The organism is Chloroflexota bacterium, assembly GCA_020161265.1.
Taxonomy (GTDB): Bacteria; Chloroflexota; Chloroflexia; order Chloroflexales; family Herpetosiphonaceae; genus Herpetosiphon.
On sequence record JAIUOC010000003.1, the window covers coordinates 1 to 22,751 of the forward strand.

General features: G+C 50.6%; 21 protein-coding genes and 1 pseudogene. 14 read left to right on the forward strand and 8 right to left on the reverse strand.

What is annotated here, in order from left to right; genetic code table 11:
• From tuf to rplA, 6 genes are all read left to right on the forward strand, one after another.
• Window positions 1-308, forward strand: a 308-nt coding sequence (gene tuf, locus LCH85_07185) for an elongation factor Tu (GenBank protein ID MCA0351765.1), incomplete at its 5' end; no start/stop codon positions are given.
• Window positions 309-459: 151 nt separating this feature from the next.
• The gene (gene rpmG, locus LCH85_07190; GenBank protein MCA0351766.1) at window positions 460-624 is read left to right on the forward strand and encodes a 50S ribosomal protein L33; all 165 of its coding nucleotides are present in this window, start codon (window positions 460-462) and stop codon (window positions 622-624) included.
• Window positions 625-692: 68 nt separating this feature from the next.
• Window positions 693-908 (forward strand): preprotein translocase subunit SecE, encoded by a 216-nt coding sequence (gene secE, locus LCH85_07195; protein ID MCA0351767.1) that lies wholly within the window; start codon window positions 693-695, stop codon window positions 906-908.
• A gap of 25 nt (window positions 909-933) precedes the next feature.
• Window positions 934-1,500 (forward strand): transcription termination/antitermination protein NusG, encoded by a 567-nt coding sequence (gene nusG, locus LCH85_07200; GenBank protein ID MCA0351768.1) that lies wholly within the window; start codon window positions 934-936, stop codon window positions 1,498-1,500.
• Window positions 1,501-1,535: 35 nt separating this feature from the next.
• Window positions 1,536-1,961 (forward strand): 50S ribosomal protein L11, encoded by a 426-nt coding sequence (gene rplK, locus LCH85_07205; protein MCA0351769.1) that lies wholly within the window; start codon window positions 1,536-1,538, stop codon window positions 1,959-1,961.
• 200 nt (window positions 1,962-2,161) lie between these two features.
• The gene (rplA, locus tag LCH85_07210) at window positions 2,162-2,875 is read left to right on the forward strand and encodes a 50S ribosomal protein L1 (GenBank protein MCA0351770.1); all 714 of its coding nucleotides are present in this window, start codon (window positions 2,162-2,164) and stop codon (window positions 2,873-2,875) included.
• 52 nt (window positions 2,876-2,927) lie between these two features.
• Here the strand turns inward: rplA and LCH85_07215 are convergent, their stop codons facing one another.
• The gene (locus tag LCH85_07215; GenBank protein MCA0351771.1) at window positions 2,928-3,704 is read right to left on the reverse strand and encodes a dimethylargininase; all 777 of its coding nucleotides are present in this window, start codon (window positions 3,702-3,704) and stop codon (window positions 2,928-2,930) included.
• A 152-nt stretch (window positions 3,705-3,856) separates the two neighbouring features.
• Here LCH85_07215 and rpoN point away from each other — a divergent pair, with 152 nt between their 5' ends.
• The 5 genes from rpoN to LCH85_07240 all read left to right on the forward strand — a co-directional run bounded on the left by rpoN (window position 3,857) and on the right by LCH85_07240 (window position 7,263).
• Window positions 3,857-5,242 carry an RNA polymerase factor sigma-54 gene (gene rpoN / locus LCH85_07220; GenBank protein MCA0351772.1) on the forward strand — a complete coding sequence of 462 codons (1,386 nt, stop codon included), beginning with the start codon at window positions 3,857-3,859 and terminating at the stop codon, window positions 5,240-5,242.
• Window positions 5,243-5,271: 29 nt separating this feature from the next.
• On the forward strand, window positions 5,272-5,562 hold the full coding sequence (locus LCH85_07225) for a hypothetical protein (protein ID MCA0351773.1): 291 nt from the start codon (window positions 5,272-5,274) through the stop codon (window positions 5,560-5,562).
• Window positions 5,549-5,929 carry a hypothetical protein gene (locus LCH85_07230; GenBank protein MCA0351774.1) on the forward strand — a complete coding sequence of 127 codons (381 nt, stop codon included), beginning with the start codon at window positions 5,549-5,551 and terminating at the stop codon, window positions 5,927-5,929. Before LCH85_07225 ends, LCH85_07230 begins: the two co-directional genes overlap by 14 nt.
• A complete protein-coding gene (locus tag LCH85_07235; GenBank protein ID MCA0351775.1) occupies window positions 5,926-6,891 on the forward strand; it encodes a diacylglycerol kinase family lipid kinase in 966 nt (321 codons plus the stop codon). The genes LCH85_07230 and LCH85_07235 overlap by 4 nt, the downstream gene beginning before the upstream one ends.
• A 69-nt stretch (window positions 6,892-6,960) precedes the next feature.
• Complete coding sequence (locus LCH85_07240) at window positions 6,961-7,263, forward strand: hypothetical protein (protein ID MCA0351776.1); 303 nt, start codon at window positions 6,961-6,963, stop codon at window positions 7,261-7,263.
• Between the two features lie 125 nt (window positions 7,264-7,388).
• Here the strand turns inward: LCH85_07240 and LCH85_07245 are convergent, their stop codons facing one another.
• Window positions 7,389-9,119 carry an FAD-binding protein gene (locus tag LCH85_07245; GenBank protein ID MCA0351777.1) on the reverse strand — a complete coding sequence of 577 codons (1,731 nt, stop codon included), beginning with the start codon at window positions 9,117-9,119 and terminating at the stop codon, window positions 7,389-7,391.
• 170 nt (window positions 9,120-9,289) lie between these two features.
• On the opposite strand from LCH85_07245, the gene LCH85_07250 reads away from it, so the two are divergent.
• Window positions 9,290-10,186, forward strand: a complete 897-nt coding sequence (locus LCH85_07250; GenBank protein ID MCA0351778.1) for a LysR family transcriptional regulator — start codon at window positions 9,290-9,292, stop codon at window positions 10,184-10,186.
• Here LCH85_07250 and LCH85_07255 read toward each other — a convergent pair.
• From LCH85_07255 to panC, 6 genes are all read right to left on the reverse strand, one after another.
• A complete protein-coding gene (locus LCH85_07255) occupies window positions 10,162-10,839 on the reverse strand; it encodes a hypothetical protein (protein ID MCA0351779.1) in 678 nt (225 codons plus the stop codon). The genes LCH85_07250 and LCH85_07255 overlap by 25 nt on opposite strands.
• The gene (locus tag LCH85_07260; GenBank protein ID MCA0351780.1) at window positions 10,839-11,924 is read right to left on the reverse strand and encodes a hypothetical protein; all 1,086 of its coding nucleotides are present in this window, start codon (window positions 11,922-11,924) and stop codon (window positions 10,839-10,841) included. Before LCH85_07260 ends, LCH85_07255 begins: the two co-directional genes overlap by 1 nt.
• A 132-nt stretch (window positions 11,925-12,056) precedes the next feature.
• Window positions 12,057-13,913, reverse strand: a complete 1,857-nt coding sequence (locus tag LCH85_07265) for an arylsulfotransferase family protein (GenBank protein ID MCA0351781.1) — start codon at window positions 13,911-13,913, stop codon at window positions 12,057-12,059.
• 117 nt (window positions 13,914-14,030) lie between these two features.
• Window positions 14,031-16,907 carry a GAF domain-containing protein gene (locus LCH85_07270; GenBank protein ID MCA0351782.1) on the reverse strand — a complete coding sequence of 959 codons (2,877 nt, stop codon included), beginning with the start codon at window positions 16,905-16,907 and terminating at the stop codon, window positions 14,031-14,033.
• A gap of 4 nt (window positions 16,908-16,911) precedes the next feature.
• The gene (locus LCH85_07275) at window positions 16,912-18,546 is read right to left on the reverse strand and encodes a response regulator (GenBank protein MCA0351783.1); all 1,635 of its coding nucleotides are present in this window, start codon (window positions 18,544-18,546) and stop codon (window positions 16,912-16,914) included.
• A 283-nt stretch (window positions 18,547-18,829) separates the two neighbouring features.
• Window positions 18,830-19,660: a pantoate--beta-alanine ligase gene (gene panC / locus LCH85_07280; GenBank protein ID MCA0351784.1), complete on the reverse strand. Its 831-nt coding sequence runs from the start codon at window positions 19,658-19,660 to the stop codon at window positions 18,830-18,832.
• Between the two features lie 950 nt (window positions 19,661-20,610).
• Between panC and LCH85_07285 the strand changes: the two genes are divergently transcribed.
• The gene (locus LCH85_07285; GenBank protein ID MCA0351785.1) at window positions 20,611-22,047 is read left to right on the forward strand and encodes a cellulose binding domain-containing protein; all 1,437 of its coding nucleotides are present in this window, start codon (window positions 20,611-20,613) and stop codon (window positions 22,045-22,047) included.
• Window positions 22,048-22,252: 205 nt separating this feature from the next.
• Window positions 22,253-22,648 (forward strand): annotated as a pseudogene (locus LCH85_07290) (cellulose-binding domain-containing protein).
• Window positions 22,649-22,751: the final 103 nt, after the last annotated feature.

Consider the following 22,751-nt stretch of genomic DNA (forward strand, 5'->3'; position numbering starts at 1 on the left):
TGGCAAAACCAGGCTCGATCAAACCACACACCAAGTTCAAGGCCGAGGTCTACGTGTTGAAGAAAGAAGAAGGTGGCCGCCACAGCCCATTCTTCAGTGGCTATCGCCCACAGTTCTACGTTCGGACAACGGACGTGACCGGTGCGATTGGCTTGCCCGAAGGTGTGGAAATGGTGATGCCAGGCGACAACATCCAAATGACGGTGGAGTTGATCGTTCCGGTAGCTATCGAACAAGGCTTGAAGTTTGCGATTCGTGAAGGTGGCCGCACCGTGGGTGCTGGCATCGTGACCGAAATCATCGCCTAAACTATTGCTTTGAATCAGCACAAACGCGATCAGCCATTTGGTCTGATCGCGTTTGTGCCTCAACCTGCGTTATCAGCAGGCCAAGTATGACGAACGGGGGCAACCCCGCATTATTATGTTTGGCCCTGATTTACATCTACAGAGGGTTCTCATGGCAAAGAAAGAAAACCGCATCGTAATCACTTTGGCTTGTACCGAGTGTGGCGATCGCAACTACACAACGACCAAAAATCGCAAAAACGACACAAATCGTTTAGAATTGATGAAATACTGCCCACGTTTGCGCAAACGCACGTTGCACCGCGAAACGAAGTAGTATTAGAATTGCGCACACGCGGTCGCGCCTAGCGCCCCGCAGCATTTCTATTTCATCAGGAGGTTGTGGTGGCCGTGGCAACAGAAGAAAAAGAAGATTACAAACCGAATCCAATCGCCCAATTTTTCCGCGATGCGTTTTCGGAAATGCGTAAGGTCGTTTGGCCAAGCCGCGAGGAAACTCAACGCTTAACGCTGGTCGTTATTGGCATTTCGTTGTTGGTTGGGTCGATTCTAGCAGTCTTCGACTTGCTATTTGAAACGCTGGTGCGGCTGATCCAATAATTACCCGCCGACTGCGAGGCTCAGAATGTCTGACAACGAAGAAGAAAAATCCACTACTCCCGAAGGTGTCCATTGGTATGTTATTCATACCTATTCAGGCTATGAAAACAAAGTGATGCAAAATCTCCGTCATCGGATTGAATCGATGGACATGCGGAATCAAATTTTCCGTGTGGTCGTGCCAACCGAAGAAGAGATTGAAATCAAAAATGGGCAACGTCGGACTGTTCAAAAAAAGGTGTTTCCTGGCTATGTGCTGGTTCAAATGGCCATGACCGACGATTCGTGGTATGTGGTGCGTAATACACCAGGTGTCACTTCGTTTGTGGGCATGGGAACTAAGCCATCACCATTGGCCGATGAAGAAGTTCGCTTTATTCTGAAGCAAATGGAAGAAGAAGCACCCAAAGTCAAGGTCAACTACGAAATTGGTCAAACTGTCAAAATTACCGATGGCCCCTTCACCGACTTTGAAGGTGTGGTCGATGAGATTGACGAAGAACGTGGGCGCGTGCGCGTGCTTGTCTCGTTCTTTGGCCGTGAAGCTCCGGTTGAGCTTGATTTCTTACAAGTTATTCGCGTTATAGAATAAACACCCGCGACACCTAGTTCGCGAAGGAGTCCTCTGTGGCAAAGAAAGTAACCGCAGTCGTTAAGTTGCAATTGCCTGCTGGTAAAGCAACGCCTGCACCACCCGTTGGTCCTGCACTTGGTGCAACTGGTATCAACATTATGGCGTTTTGTAAAGATTACAACGAAAAAACGTCAGCTCAAGTTGGTACAATTATTCCAGTTGAAATTACGGTTTATTCAGACCGCTCTTTCACCTATATTCTCAAAACCCCACCTGCTGCCGACTTATTGCGCAAGGCTGCTGGCATTCAGCGTGGTAGCGGTAAAACTGGTACCCAAGGGGCTGGCTCAATCACCCGCGCTCAATTACGCCAATTGGCTGAAACCAAAATGCCTGATTTGAACGCTAATGATATCGAAGCTGCCGAAAAAATTATTGCTGGTACCGCCCGCTCAATGGGTATTGCGATCAAAGACTAAGTGAAAATATGAAGGATGAATGATGAATTATGAATTAGTTTTCATCCTTTGATTTTTACATAGTCAGCCGATTAAATTATTGAAACCAAGCTATGAAGTGATGGCTGAACGATTTTTATCCTTCATCCCTCATCCTTCATCCTTATAGATGTTGTGGCAGAAGTTCACGCTTCGTAAAGACCACAAGGAGCTAATTGTTCATGGCAAAGCAACACGGTAAAAAATACCTGGCTGCTGCGGCAAAAGTAGAAGCAGATCGCTTGTACACGCCCGAAGAAGCTGCGGCTTTGGTCAAAGAAACTTCGTTCACCAATTTTGATGCAACCGTTGAAGTCCACGTGCGCTTGGGTATCGATCCTCGCCACGCCGACCAAACGGTGCGGAGCACTGCTTCGTTGCCCCACGGCACCGGTAAGAGCGTGCGCGTGTTGGTTTTCGCTCAAGGCGATACCGAAAACATCGCTCGCAATGCTGGCGCTGAAATCGTTGGCGGCGATGAGTTGATCCAACGCATCGAAAAAGAAAACTTCATCGATTTCGACGTAGCGGTTGCTACCCCCGACATGATGGGTAAGGTCGGTCGCTTAGGCCGGATTCTCGGTCGCCGTGGCTTGATGCCAAACCCCAAGAGCGGTACGGTTGTGCCTCCTGGCGATTTGCCTCAAGCGATCAAGGCTTTGCAAGGCGGTCGCGTCGAATTCCGCAACGATAAAACTGGTTTGTTGCACGTTGCCATCGGCAAAATCAGCTTCACCCCTGATCAAATCCGCGAAAACTTGGTAGTGTTGTTGGATGCGATCAAGGCTGCTAAGCCAAGTGGTTCAAAAGGTGTTTACATCAAGAGCATTACCCTGACCAGCACCATGGGCCCTGGGATTCCGCTCGATGTGAATGTTGCTCAAGCAACTGCCTAATTGTCACCAGCGATCAGCGGGAATGGCTACTGCCGTTCCCGCTGATGTTGTTTTAGCCCTCAGTTTCGTGAATCAGCACGCTGCAACAGGTCAACGCGCCCTCAGCCTTCGTCAACTCGCTGTTATCGACCAAAATTAATTGGTAGCCCCGCTGGCGTAAGCGTTCAGCAGTTGCCGAATAGGCCTGATCGTAGAGTAAGCGCCCATCGTGCAGTTGGACCACATTCGCCGCAAATTCCTCACGCGGGTCAACTTCGATCACCTGATAATCAGCAAACATTCGCGGTTCGACCCACAGTGGGTTGAGCAAGACGGTATTGCTATCAACCGCACAAACAGCAGTTTTCAGATGCAAACATTGGCCTAATTCAACCCCCTGGACACGATAGCCAAATGCGGCGGTTAATGCCTGCACCTGCTCGACCGCTGCCTGATTGCTGCGGCTCGAAAGCCCAATCCAAATCGTTTTGCCCAAAACTACTACATCGCCGCCATCGAGGGTGGCTGGTTCGCTCAGCCATGCTAGTTGGCGGTAGTTTTGCAATACGCTGGCCATGGCTGCCAACTCTGGGCGACGTGATGCAGCACCAGGCCGCGTGATGATCGCCAGCTCTGAAAAGACCAAGGCCGTGTCTTCCACAAACACCGAATCAGCCAAATCTTCGGCTACACTGAGTTCGACGACCTGATAGCCGTTGGCCGCCAGTGTGGTGCAATAACCGGCATGTTGGCTTTGAGCGCGGCTAAAATCAATTGGCTGCCGTTCAAGATGAGTCAATTCACACTGTTGAATCGCCGGACTAACCGGACGTACAATTGCGGTTGGCATAGAAATTGCTATCCTCCTTGGCTACTTCTAAAGATCCACGTATGTACCACAGGCAGTCGTTCTACGATGGTTTACCGTATAATAACAATAGCATTCGCATGTTTGCCAGCATCAGGTGTTGGCCAAGCACCAACCTATGGAGGGGTTGCGCCATGGAATTTCGAATGGGTATGTCGCCGGAGGCGCTAGCACAACAAGCTATGTCAACCAAAGCCTCGCCCGCTTTGATTGCACTTAACAATATGCTGGTGCTTTCAACCCACGAATTGCAACAATTGATCCAACAAGAGCTAGAGGAGAATCCCGCTTTAGAGAATGTTGACCTAGAGCCAGATGAAACCTGCTCGCGTTGTGGCCGCCCCTTAATCGAGATGCTCTGTTTATACTGCGTTCACGAAGATCAGCGCTTGGCCGAGGCTGAACGTGGCGATTATACCGCTGCTGGCGAAGACGATGAATTTGATCCATTAATGATGGTGGCGACTCCCGCTCAACTTAGCGAGGTGTTGCTACGCGATTTACGCGCTTCGTTGCCCGAGCAAGATTATTTTATCGCTGAATATTTGGTTGGCTGTTTGGACGACCAAGGCTTTCTCGATGCTAACACTGCCGATATTGCTGCAACCATGACGATCGACGAAGAACGGGTGATTGCGGTTTTGCTCAAATTGCAAGATATTGCCCCAGTTGGAGTTGGGGCGCGTGATGTGCAAGAATGTTTGTTGTTGCAGTTGCGCCGTTTAGAAGAAGAAGATGTACGTCACCCCTATGTGGAGCGAGTGATTACCGAATTTTGGAATGATTTGGCAGAGCATCGCTATGGGGCAATTGCCCAGGCGCTCAATGCTGAATACGATGATGTGGTTGAAGTGCGCGAGTTTATTCGTGAACATTTGCGCCCCTATCCGTTGGCGCTCAGTGGCGAAGGCTCAGCCCGCACCAACTATATTATGCCCGATGTGATTATTCGCGAGAACGAGGGCAAACTCGAAGCCGAAGTGCTGATGTCAGATCGTAGCTTCTTGCGAATTAATCCGCTGTATCAATCGCTGGCTAAACGTGGTCGCGAAGCTGAAGCTGAAATGTCTTCGGAAGAGCGCGATCATCTTAGTCAATATGTAGCACGTGCTCAAATGTTCCTGACCAATATTCGCCAACGCCGTGAAACCATCCGCCGAATTAGCGAATTTTTGATTGAAACCCAAGAAGATTTCTTGCGCCAAGGTGTGCGATTTCTGCGGCCAATGACCCGCGCCGAGGTTGCTGATGGCATTGGTGTGCACGAATCAACTGTGAGTCGTGCGACTGCCAACAAATATGTGCAACTGCCTAATCGCTCGGTGATTCCATTTAGCCATTTTTTCACAGCCTCGTTGAATGTTAAGGATGTGCTGTTAGAATTGGTGCAAAACGAAGTGCGCCCACTCACCGACCAAGAGTTGGTTGAATTGTTGGCTGAACGTGGCTTTGAGGTGGCGCGGCGCACGATTGCCAAATATCGTAATCAATTGAATATTTTGCCCTCAACCTTGCGCTAAGCAGCGGTTCGGGGGAAAGGCTGTGTGTGATGCAACGTTGGCGACATTGGCTCGAATGGTTGTTACTCGGCGGATTAAGTTTATTGATTGCCCGTTTGGTATTGCTGTTGTTTGCTGCCAACCCTGAACAGCCATTTACCCAAATTGTGCTGTGGTTGAGCCAAGGTTTAGTTTGGCCGTTGGCCTGGCTTGATCAAGCGCAACCAACGACTGGCGTGCGTTTTGAGCGTGGCACGTTCTTGCTTATTATGCTTGGACTGGTCGGAATGGGCATTTGGCAATTGCGCCAAGCACGGAGAACTAACCATGGAATGGAGTAGCTTCTTTCGGATTGTCGGTTGGATAATCGCCATTGCTGGTGGCTTGGGCTTGGCTGGCCTAGCCTTGATTTGGTATCGCCTGAAAAGCCTAAATGTGCCTGATGGCGCTTCCTATCGCGAAACGATGCTGCGGGTGCCGCTCAGCTTAGTGATTGTACTTGACCTGCTGGATTTGGCGTTTGATGTGTTTGCCGCGCCAATTTCGTGGATTGTGCTGAGCCATTTCAATTTACAAGGTTTACGCCGAGTTAGTGTGGTCGAGGCTTTGATTCCAGGTACGCAAGTTATTCCATGGATGACGGTGAGTTGGTTTGCGGTACGCTTATTTGATCGTTATGCCCAACCAGATGAAAGTATTGAGCCATGAGCGATGAGGCCACTTTGAAGATTAGCCTAATTATGAATCCAGCCTCAGGCACATCCGAGCAGGGTGCATTGCTACGTGAAACGCTTGCCCCAATGAGCGGCGTGAGCATCTTGACCACCGATGCTGCTGGCGATGGTGAGCGTTTGGCCCGCCAAGCAGTCGCCGATGGGGCTGAATTGGTTGTAGCGGCTGGCGGCGATGGCACGATCAACGAGGTTGTCAAAGGCTTGCTCGAAGCCGAACGACGGGTTCCATTGGGCATCATTCCGCTGGGCACTGGCAACGATTTGGCACGGACTTTGGCTTTGCCAATCGATCCATTAGAAGCTTGGAAATTGATTTTGGTTGGCGAACGGCGTAAGCTTGACGTAATCGAGATTCGCACGCCGCGCGAATTGCATTATGCCTTGAATGTATCGGCGGGCGGGTTTAGTGGCCAACTCAACGAAGCCTTATCCAGCGAAGTCAAATCGGCTTGGGGGCCGTTGGCCTATTTGCGGGGAGCCTTGGGTGTTTTGCCCGATTTGACCAGCTATCGCACGACAATTCAATACGATGATCAAGCCCCCGAGCAAGTTGATGCGCTGAATATTATTATTGCCAATGGCCGAACCGCTGCGGCAGGAGTGCAAGTTGCCCCGCTAGCCAACCCCGAAGATGGCTTACTCGATGTAGTGATTGTGCATTATGGCTCGATTGTGCAGTTGGCAGGAGCGGCGGCACGCTTATTGGTCAATGGCAATTATCTAAATAGCGAGTTGGTCGAGTTGCGGCGAGCCAAAAAAGTGCAAGTTATCTCTGATCCTGAGATTTGGTTCAACGCTGATGGCGAATTAATTACCAATGAGCCAATTGTGTTTGAAGTGCTGCCCCAAGCCTTAGAAGTTGTGGTCGGCGCTGAGTATCAAGCCGTAATTGAGGATTCAGGGGCGAGGAGTCAGGGCTCAGGGATTAGCGTTTAGTGTTGCTTGACAAGATATTCCTGAACCCTAGCCCCTAGTCGCTGGCCCCTCGATAAAAGGAGTTTTACGATGACTGACGATTTACGTGATGAACTTCGTGAGTTAGCGGGATATCGCAATGAAGAAAGTGATATTTTGGGTGTTTTCAATGCTGATGAAATTGAACAAACCCAAGATTTTACTGTGACCGACATTGAACAAGGCGAAACCGAAGCGTATGCCGATTTGAGCGAACCCTTCGAGTCGCTTGATGAATTAACTAGCGAAAACTTACGCGAAGGTGAAACCGACGACGTGATGGAGGCAATCCAAGAAGGTCTCAGTTATGTGCCCCCAATCGACGACCCTTTAGATTTTGATGATCCTGAGTAGGAATGCGGCTATGGGCTTATGCTGTTCTCATCAGTTTATGATGCGATGCCCATAGCCATTATTCCTCTGCGCTTCTACGTTATTGGCGGATGTCTGATTTCTAACAACTAATCCTCAATCCCCGCTTATTCAACCAAACGCCCTGCCACACTATATTCTTGATGATTGAAAGCCGACTGGACTTGCTCGCTGGCAGTGGGAATTAATTGAGTATCCAGTTGCAGCCGCAAGCGTTCGTGTTCATCACGATAGGGCTTGATCACGATTGTGCGCTGCCAGAGCGGATCAGTTGCGGGGTAATCGCTGCGTTGGTGTGCACCACGACTTTCGGGGCGCATCAATGCCGCCAAAATTGTCGCTTCTGCGGTCAATAACATCGATTGTAAATCTAAAGTTGCGGCGATATCGGCTGCACCAACCGAGCGTTGCTGGGCTTGAAAGCGCAACGTATTCAGTTGATCAAGGCTAGCTTCGAGCGTTTGTTCGGTGCGTACCACGCCAGCGCCATGCCAAACGAGCTGTTGCAATTGGTCGATTAGGCTGCGTTGGAAGGCTCCTGATTGTTGGCTGGCCCAGGCCAAACGCTCAGCGGCTGCTTGCATTTGGGCTTCGTGCAAGCTTTGTTCGCCGTGTTGGCGCACATATTCGGCGGCATGCTGGCCTGCAATTCGCCCAAATACCAGTATTTCGGCCAAACTATTGCCGCCTAGCCGATTGGCTCCGTGTACGCCCGCCGTAACCTCGCCTGCCGCATATAACCCAGCAATGTTGGTGGCATGGCTGAAAGGATCGACCTGCAAGCCACCCATCGAATAATGGGCGGTGGGAGCAATTTGCATGGCTTCGCGGGTAATATCCACCCCAACCGCCTGAAACTGTTCAACCATACGTGGCAAGCGCTCGTGGATTAAGCTGGCTGGAATATGACTAATATCGAGCCAAACCCCGCCATGTTCAGTGCCACGGCCTTCAATAATTTCGGTGTAATTGGCCAAAGCCACCCGATCACGCGTTGATAACTCCATGCGTTCAGCATCATAACGCAGCATAAAACGTTCGCCATGGCGGTTGTAAAGTCGCCCACCCTCGCCGCGTACCGCTTCAGTCACCAAGGTTCCGGCCAATTCATGCGGGAAGATCATGCCCGATGGATGGAATTGCACCAGCTCCATATCAGCTAGGTACGCACCAACTTGCAATCCCAAAGCCATACCATCGCCAGTATTTTCGCGCCGCCGCGACGAGGAACGCTGATAACTATGAATATGGCCGCCAGTCGCCAAAATCACGGCTTTGCTTTCGATCGCAAACTCACGTTGGTCGGCTAGCCAAAAGCCATACGCCCCATTGACCCGATTGCCTGTGTGCAGCAAATCGCTGATATAGGCACGTTCGAGAATCGGAATTTGGCGGCGCTCAACTTCACGGATCAAGGCTTTGATGATCTCAAGCCCAGTGTAATCGCCAACAAAACAGGTGCGTCGATAGCGATGCGCCCCAAAATAACGCTGATCGATCAGGCCAGAACTGGTTCGAGCAAAGGGCATACCCCAAGCCTCAAGTTCTGCAATCGCCTTGGGTGCTTGTTGACAGAGCAATTCGACCATGCGCGGGTCGCCCAGCATCCGGCCTTCTTGCAAGGTATCGGCGGCGTGAATCGCCCAATTATCTTCAACGTCGACCGTCGCCAGTGCTGCATTGATGCCGCCAGCCGCCAAAACCGTATGCGCATCGGCTTTGGGGCGTTTGCCCACCAGCAACACCTGCAAGCCTTGATCATGCAGTTCGATCGCTGCGCGTAAACCTGCCCCACCTGTGCCAATCACCAAAACATCAGTTGTGTAATGTTGCCGCATAGCCTACCTCGTTGTGTAGCGTGAAGCCTTGGCCCAATCAACTATTGCCCCTTATTGCGCCAAAGCAATTTTGTTGTTGTTAAACACTCTACCGTTAACAAATCGCTACGTCTAAGATATGATTGCTCTAGAAATCATAGCCTTGAGCTATCAATTATCGAGGAGTAACCATGGAATTAAGCCAATTGCGCTATTTTGAGGCGGTGGCCCGCTTGGGCAATGTGACTAAGGCTGCTCACGAACAACACATTGCCCAACCATCGCTGAGCAAAGCATTGCGGGCGCTTGAGCAAGAACTAGGGGTGCATTTGTTTGATCGGGTTGGCCGAGGGGTTGAATTAAGCGATGCGGGCAAATTACTGTTGCCCTATGCGCGGCGGGTCTTGACCGAACTTCAAGCAGCCCGCCATGCCTTACAATCTCGTGCTGATCTGACGGTGGGCCATGTCTCGTTGGGCGTTACACCAACCGTTGGCACACGGCTCATTCCCCAAGCCTTAGCGGCCTTCAATCGGCGCTATCGCGGAATTCAGCTCGAATTGCACGAGGCCGGAGCTAGCGAGTTGGTCGAATTGCTCAATGCTGGAGTGGTCGATTTGGCGATTGTTTCGGCCTTGGTGCATGGAGTCGAATCCACGACTTTGCTGAGCGAGCCGTTGGTGGTGGCGGTTGGTTTGCAACATCGATTTGCCCAACGCCAGAGCATTGCCGCCAACGAGCTACGCGATGAGGGCTTTATTTTGTTCCCGCAGGGCTACGAGTTGCGCAATTATACCTTGCAACTTTGCGAACAAGCTGGCTTTGCCCCGCGCATTGTGCTCGATGGTGGCGAGATGGATACGGTAGTGAGTTTGGTTGCCGCAGGCTTGGGCGTGGCGGTTGTGCCTCAATTAGCCATCGATCAGCGCATGGGTTTGCATGCCTTGATGATCGATGCTGGCGGATTGCAACGGACGTTGCGGCTGATCCGCCATAGCCAACGCCAACCCTCGCCTGCTGCTGCCGCCTTACATCGGGTGCTACACGAATGGGTCAGCCAACATTATCCCAGCGCTTCAGCAAATTGACGCGAAAGCGCTTTGGCTCCTTGGCTCATCCACGGCTTGACTGGAGTGAATTTCAGCACTTCCAACGGTGCAGGAATATAGCCGCCGCATATTCGGTTGATGATCGCCTCGGCAATAATTCGCGTCGGAATTTGCTTGGCATCGGATGGACGTTGCCAAACGATCCCCAAGGTTTGTTCGCACAAAAATGCGGCGAATGTATTCAACACCAACAGTTGATAGCGCGAGTCATCGCCATAGCGCTGTGGCCGATTGAACCAGGTTTCAAAGCTATGGTAATCGGCTTGGTTGCCGCCAAAGCGTTCGACACACATTGCGGCAATCGCTGTGCTCGGGCGTAGCCAAGCAGGCGTGGCTGTGTGGGCAAACCATTGTTCAAGGCTGGGCACAGTGCCAGCAAAATCTTCTTGAATATGCTGGATGGCGATCAGCTCAGTTGGCACGGTTTGGTGATCGGAAGGGCGTTGCCAAAGCTCGCCAAAAATTTCCAAGCACAATTCGATACCGTAGGGCTGATGCAGCAGCATACGATGGCGGGGGTCGATGCAATAACTTTTGCTGCTATCAAACCAATGTTCAATCGGCCAATAATCTTGCCACACACCACCCCAACGTTGGGCCGCGCTACGAGCGTGATAATAGGGATGCGACATCAATATCCTCGTTTCTTCCCATTCCAACGCGCTAAATCGACAGTTTGGCGTTGTGCTTCTGGCAGATACATCACATATAATTCAGGGTTGGCTGGGTGTTGAACCACAGGATAGGGAATGGCATTTGGTTCATCGTTGGCATAGGCTTGAAGATCTTCATACTCATAACTGCTATAGGCCAAGCCCAAATACACCACTTGAGCCTGTTGCACGTCCAGCCGATAAACCCCATATGGCTGTTGATCTGAGAATTCGCTGCTCCAATCGAAATTAACCACATCCCAAACCAAACGTTCTAGTTCTTGATTGGCAAAGCCTGCACTGAGTGGTTTGGTTGTGCCATCGGCCAAATAATAGAGGCAGTAGCCTTCATCAGCTTCATCATTGTTGTTATAGACCGACCATTCGAGCGCCATAATCTGCTGTGCTTGCAACAACTCCAGTAAACGTTGGGCTGGGCTAGCTGTTGCTTGAATCAAGGCGGCATCGATGCTCAGCGGCGGGTCGAGGATCTGACAACTAAGCTCATACAAATCCCACAGATTCAGCGGTAGATTGCTCCATGGCTCAAGCCGCTCCTCGCGAATGGCCTCAGCGAGGTGTTGGGCTACGACCAAGGCTTGGCTGGCGTTACGATTTAAGCGGGCTTCGGCCAATTGTGCCAGGATTTTGGCTAATCTGATCGTTTGCAGCGAAGCTTCATGGTGATAGCGCTGGATACATTCGCGATCATCGCCCAGCCAAAACAGCGCTTGAAAGTAGGCCCATTGATAGGTTGCTTGCGCCCATTGGCCGGAGCTAGCCGGTTTGGTTGGCAGCTTGCGAAAACAAGCCTGCACCGCCGCTTGGTCGCCAGCCATCCGATAGAAATTTAAGCTAGCAATTTGAAACTCAATCGGGCTAGCTTGCTGAGTTGCTGCTTGCTGCAAATACATTGAGGCCAGCGGATCACGCAAATAATAGGCACAACGAGCGAGTTTAACCCATTCATAGGCTCGCAGTGTATCGAGGCCTTTGGCTAGCACATCGCGAAACGCACTCAGCAAACTTTGGCGGTGGAGTTGCAGCGTGGGGAAATCATCCACAATTTGATACTCTCGCTAGATCAACCGCTCTAGCTATAGCAAGAGCTTGTGTCAACGGCTGTCACATATACCAAAAATTAAAATAAATACGCGGCACTACTCAAGGCAGTGCCGCGCCAACAACCCAATAATTTATTCGGTGGTTAGGTTTGGCAAATACATGCGGTTGGGCGTACAGGTGTCGCTCGCCAAGAAGGCGATTGGCGATGAACCTAAGACTGTGCCTTGGTTATCACGGGCACGTACTTGGGCAAAACAATGGTCACTGTTAGTTACTAGCGTGTTGGTTTCAAAGCTAGTTTTAGGGGTGGTATTTTGCAAACTCAAAGTTGCAGTGGTTGCTCCAGTGTACACCTGATAATCGGACACCTTGGTTGCACCATTCCAGCTATAGTAGAGGGTTGTGGTGTTGCCGTTGCTTTCGGGCACTAAGCTTGGCGGCCAAAGTGGCTCACCCTCCCATTCGAAGCGTTTCGCACGATAACTAACTGTTGGTGCAGCCGCCGTTAACTCAAAGACTGGCTCACCTTGTGAATTAAATTCAGTATACAGTGGGCGGGTGCTACCCCAACCAACTCCGGTATTGCCATTGCTAAGGCGCTGGGCACTGCCCATGGCAATCCCATACTGATCGGGATTTGTGCGGAAACTCTTGACTAAACGGGCGGTTTTACGGGTTTCATCAAGCTGATATTCCATTGCCATCGAGAAGGCATCGGCGGCTGGCGGCAGGCTGTTCCAATTATTATAGAGCAGCAGATTACCGTTTTCCAAGCGTCGAATATCGTGCTGGTGGAAAAACCGTGGGCTATTTTCTAGAAATTGAAATTGATTGCCCTCGCCACCAAACCGCCACATTACCGCCCCTGTTTGGCGATTGATTTTGGTAATCTCATCGGTATGGCGGCTAGAAATCAACCAATTGCCATCGCTATCAACGTCAATTGCATTGCCATGAATATAATCGACTGGAGCTGTGCCGAGCAGGCTATGGCTGGTATCATAAACTGGAATATGCTCGATTGAACGCCATTGGAATACGACATTGCCTGTTGTATCCAACTCTTGCAAGACCAATTCGGTCAGGGTGGCGTTGGCTTCGCCGCCATAAGGGCTTAAATCATAGGGAATATTGGCGTAAATCATAAAAATGGCATGCCCATTGGGCTGAAGCAAAAATTCATGGTAATCGATTTGGTAGCCATTCCCAGCTTGATAACGCCCAACTTCTTGATAATGTTCGTTTAACACATGGTATCTGAAGGTCAGGCTATCGTAATAGGTTAGCCGATTCTCGGCAACTTTGCGAAAGTCGAGCAAGAAATTGCCTGGCCCACCGCCTTGATGATAGATCGGCGTTCCAGTGTTATCAACCATCAGAATATAGCGATTTGGCGTGTAATTACTTTGCCACCGAAATGGGCTAACAAAAATATAGCCTGGCGTGTTACTGATTGCTAAAGTAACGGTTAATGGTGGCAGATTAAATGGCAATGTGCGCAGGGCTTGCTTCCCACCAGTCGGCGGCTCCGATTGTGGTTGATTGGCGCGATCGCTAGCAAGCTCGGTTTGAAGTCGCTTGGCCTGATCGGTTTGTTCGACCAAACGATCAACCACTTCAAACGACCAAGTTTGTTGATCAAGTTCAGCAATATCGTTGCTTTTGATCGATACCCGCACGGTTTCGCCAAGCGCAAATGAACTGGTCGGCTTAAAAATAACCGTGCGTTGATCGTCGGCTAGCACAACCTCGCCTGTATGCAAGCCGCTGCGTGAGCCAACAACTTGGAAATCCAGCGTTGCAACCGCAGCTTTGCTCAAGCTTGGCCCTAAGCGAATCGCGATCGTATTGGTGGGGTTGACCGCTTTGGAATATGGGGCAGGGTTGCGATATTCGACCAGTGGGGCTGCTTGGGCAGGCTGGCGAGGGGAAAAGCTGAAACTCAGCACCACGATCAGGATGCAAAGACATCCAAATAATTGTCGCATTGCTAGCTTCCTCCTTAGGCTAAGCAACCCACAACTGGGCTGCCTTAAGGTTTAAGCGAGCATCAAAGGGGCGATGCTCATAAAAAAACAGGGCAGTTTGGGCTGCCCTGTTTGAATTTATTTGTGTTGAGGGAGATAGACGTTGAAGGTTGTGCCTTCGCCGATCACGCTTTGCACCTCGATCGTGCCGCCATGCTCATCGACAATGCTTTTGGTAATTGCTAAGCCGAGGCCAGTCCCTTCAATTGGCGAATCAATATCACGCTTGACGCGATAGAAGCGCTCAAAAATATGCGGCAAAGAATCTTCGGGAATGCCCAAGCCGCTGTCTTGAATTTGTACATGCACCTTGGCATCACCATTGTTGGCACGAATCTGTACCTGCCCGCCGCTTGGTGTGTATTTGATTGCATTTGAGAGAATATTGGTAAACACCTGGCGCATCCGCGAGGGATCGGCCACCAAAGGCAAACTGGGCGGAATTTCAGGCTGGACGCTGATTTGACCCATTTTGGCCCGCAGTTTTAGCTCGTCGATGACTTCGCGCAACACCACCGCCAAATCAGTTTCTTGCGGCGAAATGCCAATGCCTGCTTCGATTTTGCCCAAATCGAGCAAATCGCTGATCAAGGCGGTCATTGCGCCTGTATTGCGCACAACTGCTTGCAAGGCATCGCGCTGCATCTCATTGACCGTGCCCATATGCCCGTCGGCAACCAATTGGGCATAGCCTTGAATTGCGGTTAGCGGCGACTTGAGGTCGTGCGAAACCATCGAAACAAAGCGACTCTTGATTTGGTCTAGCTCTTTGAAATGGGTAATATCCTGCAAAACGATCACTTGGCCACCCAAGGAGCTGTTTTGCAATGGCGCAGTATTAACCGCATAATAGCGGTTGCTGATGGCAATTTCTTTGCTTTCGTGATCTTCGCGGCGGGCCAGCATTGCCAACATCGGGAAGAAGGTCAGCAAGGGTTGATTGACCAAGCGACTATTGGAAACGCCCGCGATCGCGCCGGCGGCTGGGTTGGCCACCACAATTTGGCCTTCATCAGTCAACAAAATGCCGTCGCTGACCGATTCAATCACTGCTGCCAAGAGCGTGCGCTCCTCGGATGCTGTGACATACAGCCGCGCACTTTCCATCGCTACTGCTGCTTGGCCTGCCAAGGCTGTGAGCAATTGGCGCTCGTAGGCATCAAAGGCATCACGGCGCTCATCGGCGGCAATCAACAACCCATTGATCCCATCACCTAACATCAAGGGCACGCCAATCCAGCTTTCGCCCAAGGGTTCTTCGTTATTGACTAATAGTTCAATTTGGCTGCCAGCCGAGGTCAACAGCACCGGCTCTTGATCATTCAGAGCGGCGCTAATCGGCCCCAACTTCAACAATGGCTGTTCTTGACCGTTAATCAAGGAAACCAAGGGCAACGTGCCTTGTTTATCATCGACATGCAGCAATGCCACCATCGAAGCATCGAGCATTTCGGCACAGCGATAAGCCACTTTGCGGGCTACTTCCAGCGGGTCAAGCGAGCTAGCCAATTCGCGGCTGGTCGAATTTAAGCCCTCAAGATCGAATACCCGCTGCTCTAGCTCGGCAAACAAATTGGCATTTTCAATCGCGACAGCTGCTTGAGCCGAAACCGAGCGCACCAATTCCAAATCGGCAGCACTAAAATGGTCGATGCGTGGGTGCGTTAAGGTCATCACGCCAAGCACTTGATCTTCGCGCAACAAGGGCACGGCCAAGGCCGAACGTACTCGACCACGAGTTGAGGGCAATTCAACCCAGCGTTTATCAACCCGCACATCGGCAATTCGCGCTGCTTCGCGCTGGCGAAAAACCCAGCCCGAAAGCCCGGCTTGCAACAGCGCCGCTGCTACCGATTCAGTCACCGATTGATCCATGCCATAACGCGCAACGATCCGCTGGGTCGTGCGGCCATCTTGCGATGAAATGATGATGCTACCACGTTCAGCGTTGACTGCTGCCACCGTGTGTTGAATAATTCGCGAAAGCAATTGATCGGGGTCAAGCGAGCTAGCCAACTCGCGGCTGATGCCATAGAGCAAGCGCAAGCGGTCGCGTTCCTCGCGGACTGCATTGAACAAGCGCGTATTGACCAAGGCCATGCTCAAGGCATTGCCCAACGAAATGAGAAATGGTGGCGACCAAGCTTGAGTTTTGCGGCTTGAGCCAACCAAGACCAGCGACATAAGCGCTTGTGGCCCGGCATCGAGTGGCAATGCGCCCCAAGCGACTTTGCCCCCAACGCTACTACACAGACTTTGCAGCAATTCATAGGGCAGTTCGGCCAGCCATGGTGGACGATCTTCCCAAACGATCGTGGCTTTGCTCAGCGGGCTGGGCGGAAATAATTCGGCTAATTGTTGAATAAGTTGCTCATTCAGGCCAACGTGTCGCCATAAATGCCAGCGCATGCCATTTTCAGCGGCGGTGTAGAGCAAGGCCACTTGTGCGCCAGTTGATTCGGCGATTGCGCTCAAGGTGGCATCAGCCATCGCAACTGGCTCCAGCGAACGCCCCATTTGGCGAGCGATTGCGGCAATTGCTGAAAGCTCGGCGGTGCGCTGACCATCAGCCCGTCGCTTGGAAACCGCCGCCGAAGCTCGATTCAAGGCTGCTTGCACCGTTGGCAACGAAAAGGGCTTCAAAATATAATCGTAAGCCCCTAAGCGCAGCGCACGGGTGGCACTTTCCAGCGAACCATAGCCAGTCATGACGATAATCGGCATGTCTGGGCGATTCTCGCGCACCCATTGCAACACCGTATAGCCATCAACATCAGGCATGGTGACATCAGTCAGCACGACATCAACGTCGCTTGCTTGGAGCGTGGCAATGCCCGCAGCACCCCCAACCGCCGTGGTTACGCTGTAGCCTTGCCCTTCCAATAACAACCGCAACTGGCCACTTAAGCGTGGCTCGTCATCGACCACCAAGATCTGTAATGGCAACTCATTCATCGGATTAACCAATCAACAATTCATCGGAATCAAGATCGGGCGATTGGCTGCGTTGGGCTGCAACCGGAATGCGCAAGGTAAAGTTCGAGCCTTTATCCACGATGCTCTCTACCGAAATTGCGCCGCCAACTTGTTGCAAAATACCATAAACAACTGAAAGCCCAAGCCCCGTTCCCGTCACACCTTTAGTGCTAAAGAATGGCTCAAAAATACGTTCGCGATGTTCGGGAGGAATCCCAATTCCGCTATCTTCAACATTGACAAAAATTTGACCCTTTTGATGGGCCGTGCGAATGGTCAATTTGCCCCCATCGGGCATCGCATCAATCGCATTGCGCACCAAATTGATCAAAACTTGCTTACAAGCATCGCTGCTAATGTTTGGCGCTGGCAGATCGGTCGCCAACTCCTGATACAGTTTAACATTGGCTTTATCAAGTTGTGGTTTGGTGATGTGCATCAGTGAAATGATCAAATGATTGAGATCAGGTGGCACACCATCGTTATTGGGCTGATAGAAATTCACCAAGGTATAGAGCAACCGCGCAATCCGCGCCACTTCTTCATCTAGCCCTTGCACCAGATCGCCAAGCGCCGTGCCAGGGGTGTGTTGTTGCGCCACCAACTCCAAGCCTGAGCGAATAATCGCCAGTGGATTGTTGATTTCGTGGGCTAGCGAAGCCGCCATGCGCCCCATGCCTGATAATTTTTCAGCTTCAACCAAACGACCTTGGGTTTCGCGCAATGCGCTGTAGGTGCGGGCGTTGTGCAAGGCAATCGAGGCATAGTCGGCCAGCATCTGCATCAAGCGCTCATCACCTTCATCAAAATTGCGGCGATGGGTTGTCGCAGCGACGGTCAGCACGCCCAAGGCTTCAGTCCCAACCAATAACGGCACCATGAGCACAGCCTGGGCCAAATAATTAGCTTGCACCCGAATCCCATCGCGCTCGGAATTGATCCGAATTGGTTTGTTGGTTTTAATGGTGCGCGTTGCCAGTTCATAATCGGTGTGTTTGCTTAGCTCGCGCAAATGCAATGGGTTAATATTGTGTGAGGCTCGCACAACCAACTGATTATCATCAATTAATTGCACAAAGCCTTCATCGGCATTCGAAAGAAAGACCGAGGCTTCAACAATTCGTTCAAGCAAATTGCTGGCATCAAGTTGGGCAGTTACCGCCTTACCAACCCGATGCAAAACCGTTAATTGGCGCACTTGGCCTTGTAATTGCCCAAGCAAGATTTCTTTTTCACGTTGCAAACGCCACTCGCGTAGCGCCCGATCAATCGCCTGAGCAACATCTTGCGGCTCAAAAGGCTTGATCAAATAATCGCGCACGCCCATTTTGAAGGCCGTTACGGCGATGCGTTCGGAACCTTCGGCGGTCATCAGCAAAATTGGCACGGTGTTGCCATCGGTGCGCAGCTTACGCAGCAAATCCAACCCAGTGGTATCAGGCAACTGATAATCGAGCAAAATGAGGTGCGGATGATGTTGGGTAATCGCGTTTAGCCCATTTCGCCCAGTTTCAGCCAACACGACCTGATAGCCCAGCGAACGCAATTGAGCCTGAAGTTTGACCCGAATTGCTTCGCTATCGTCGATCACTAGAATCGTTTCTTGACCACTTGCCATAGGCTCGCCGTTCTACAATGCTCAACAAGGAGATTCTCGCCAAAATCATACGACAGAGAAGCGTAGAACGCAAGGACGAATGAAAAGTCAAAAGGCAGAAGTCAAAAGGCAAAAGAACATAGAGCAAAGGATGAAGGATGAAAATAAAAGCCAAAGGCAAAAGATTGTGCTGGCTTAACCGCGAAGAACACGAAGAGCACTAAACTTATAGGATAAAAAGCCTTTGTGTGCTTCGTGTTCTTCGTGGTTAAAATCTGCGTGGGTTCTTTCCTCGATCTCCAAGTTACATCACTAAATTATCAATTAAACGGGTTTTGCCGATGCGCACTGCTAGCGATACCAACGCGCCCTGCTGATCGATCGTGGTTAGTTCTTGTAAACTGCGTGGATCGGCGATGCTAACATAATCGATTTGGGCTAGTGGCTCTTGGGCCAGCGTTTCCAACATCAATTGGCGAATAGCCTCAGCATCGGTTTGGCCTGCGACATAGGCGGTTTGAGCGGCTGTTAACGCTCGATATAGCACTGGAGCGGCTGCGCGTTGCTCAGCATTCAGGTAACTATTGCGGCTACTCATCGCCAAACCATCGGCCTCACGAATCGTCGGGGCGATGACTACTTCTACAGGCATGGCTAAATCGCGCACAAATTGGCGAATTACCACGGTTTGTTGGGCATCTTTTTGGCCAAAATAGGCTTTGGTTGGCTGAACGACATTAAATAGTTTGGTCACAACCGTGGCTACGCCGCGAAAATGGCCTGGTCGGCGAGCACCCTCAAGCGGAGCTGTCACCCCTTCGACTTCAACATAACTGCTAAATCCCGCTGGATAAATTTCCTCAACGCTGGGCATCCAGACCAAATCACAACCAGCCGCTTCCAACAACGCGAGGTCGCGCGGCGTATCTCGTGGATAGCTGGCAAAATCTTCGTTGGGGCCAAACTGGGTGGGATTGACAAAAATCGAGGCGATGGACACCCCGTTTTCGGCTTTGGCTTGTTGGACTAAGCTCAAATGCCCAGCATGTAAAAAGCCCATGGTTGGTACAAAACCAACCTCAGCCCACTGGCGACGCGCCGCCCGAACTTCTTCGATCGTTGTTACAACTTGCATGTTCAGTTCCTCATCCACAAAAACGCTTGCTAACAAATATCTTAATTCAATCTAGCTGAAAGCGCCAAATTGCCGATTTTGTAACGGGAATTTTTAATTTATACCAAATTATGCCTAACATGTTGATGATATCAAATAGCTTTTTTTGATTGAAACTTACTGAATTGTCGCTATCGGTATGCTATAGATCTGGATATTTTATTAAAAAAATCTAAAAAATTAAGTTGCGTTAATTATTTAACTATGTTAGCATCATGTATATATGAACAAATTTGCATGAATATAGAAGTATTCCAATGATTGTAATAAGTTTCTATTGATGCAATTTGTTAAAGCATGAATTGATAAAAATGATTATTTCAAGCCTAGTCAGAATTTATTAAGCCTCATTCTTGGTTAAATTAACCTAAGCTTGACTCGAATTTTGATTGAATTAATCATTCGATTGTCTAAATTTATTCATGCTGGTACTGACTTAGAAACGATGGATTGAACATTATTTCTAAGATTTAGTTCGATTTGTACTGAATAATTTATCTCGTCATTTCATTATTCCTGCTATTCAGTGCTCTCTTTTTTTAGGCATGATTTTTAATGATTGTTAAGAATTTGCCGATTAGTTTAATTGTTGTGCTGCGCCACAGCGTTGCAACGTGGTCGCTGGGGAATCGAAACATAGCTGGATGTGAGTTGTAATTGGGAGCGGTCTCAAAACCTGTCAAGCATTGTAGGGGTCAGGGGCTAGGATTCAGGGGTCAGTAAGTGTAGAACATAGGGATATGGCTATGGGCGCTAGGCGATCGGAATATGCTTTGAGTTTGCATAAGTTATCGATCCTGTGGACAAAAGCTTATAGTCAATTTTTCTTCGCGATCTTCGTGTGCTTCGTGGTTGCAATCATCCTGACCCCTGATCCCTGACGGCTGATCCCTAAAATTAGGAGTTTACCAATGAAATTATCAATTGCCCGACGTTGGGTTATTGCCACCGGCTTAGCCACCGCCTTGATTGGCGTAATCCAAAGCCCAATCACCAATGCCCAAAGTGGCCTAAGCTGCCAAGTTAATTATGCGGTTACCAATCAATGGGGTAGCGGTTTTCAAGCCGATGTGGTCGTGCGCAACACCGGAGCCAGCGTGATCAATGGCTGGACAGTTGCTTGGAGTGCCGCCAGCGGCCAGCAAGTTGGCCAAATGTGGAATGCAACCTTTACCCAAAGTGGCAGCCAAGTCAGTGCTAAAAATGTTGATTGGAACGCGAGCATCGCCGCTGGTGGCAGCCAAAGTTTTGGCTTTACCGCTACCACGACTGGTAGCTTGGCCGTGCCCAGCGGCTTTACGGTTAATGGCGTAAGTTGTGGCGGCAGCATTAGCCCAACCGCCACCCGCACGCCAGCCGCGACTGCCACCCGCACGCCAGCCGCGACTGCCACCCGCACGCCAGCTGCAACTGCTACCCGTACTCCAATTGCCACGGCTACCGTCGTTCCAACCAATCCACCGGTCAGCAATGGCTTGATTGGCTGGGCCACGGTTGCTGGTTCGGGCTTGAGCACAACCACTGGTGGCGCTGGCGGCAGCACAGTTACCGCAGCCAACTTTACTGAATTACAAAACTACGCCAAATCATCATCACCCATGATTATCAAGTTCTCAGGCACAATGCAAGGCACACTGACGGTTGCCTCGAACAAAACGATCCTCGGTAGTAACGGAGCCTTGATCCAAGGTAATGTCAAAATCTCAGGCGCTCAAAATATTATTTTGCAAAATTTTGCAATCAACGGTAATAGCTGCTCAAGCTACGATAATTGCCGCGCTGGCAGCGATGCCTTGGGGATTAGCAATTCGCACCATATTTGGGCCGACCACCTGACGATTACCAATGGCCAAGATGGCAACTTTGATATCAACAATGGCTCGGATTTCATCACGGTTTCGTGGAGCAAATTCGGCTATACCACCAACAAAGAGCATCGTTTCTCAAACTTGATTGGTAGCTCAGACGATGCAGCCTCGACCGATAGCGGTAAATTGAACGTGACCTTCCATCATAACTGGTGGTTTGGCGGGGCAATGCAGCGTATGCCACGCACGCGCTTCGGCAAAATTCACGTATTCAATAATTTGTACACCACCACGGGCAACGATTATTGCGTTAGCTCAGGCTATCAATCCAAAGTGTTGCTCGAAAATAATGCCTTCATTGGGGTCAACACGCCGCACCGCTTGCACGATGGCGATCTCAAGGCTTTAGGCAACCTCTACCAAAACACCAGCGGCGACCAAATTAGCACTGGCGTTGCTTTCACTCCGCCCTACAGCTATAGCGCCGAAGCCGCTAGCTCGCTCAGCAGTTCAGTCCAGGCTGGCGCAGGGGCGAAGTAATACGAGGGGATCAGGGGCTAGGATTCAGGGATCAGGGGTTAGAACATAGAACATAGAGCAGAGAACATAGCATTAGCCTTCATGTTCTTAGTGGTTTCAATCGTTCTAGCCCTAACACCTGATCCCTGAATCCTCAAGAGTAGTTTCAATTGACCTGACCCCTAGCCCCTGATCCCTGACCCCTCAACAAAGGAGTACCCAAACCATGAACTATCGCTGGCGAATATGCCTGCTATTAATTGCAATAATACTGAGTAGTTTGAGTTATACCAACGCCAATGCCCAAACTGGCCTCAGCTGCCAAGTGAATTATGCAATCACCAACCAATGGGGCGGCGGTTTTCAAGCCGATGTGGTGGTGCGCAACACCGGAACCAGCGTGATCAACGGCTGGACAGTTGCTTGGAGTGCCGCCAGCGGCCAGCAAATTGGCCAAATGTGGAATGCAACCTTTACTCAAAGTGGCACGCAAGTTAGTGCCAAAAATGTTGATTGGAATGCCAATATCGCCGCTGGTGGCAGCCAAAGCTTTGGCTTTACCGCTACCACGACTGGTAGTTTGGCCGTGCCCAGCAGTTTTACGGTCAATGGCGTAACTTGTGGCGGCAGCGTCAGTCCTACGGCAACCACTCCAGCGGCAACAGCCACCCGCACGCCAACCAGTGTGCCAACCGCAACCCGTATTGCGACTAGCATACCAACCG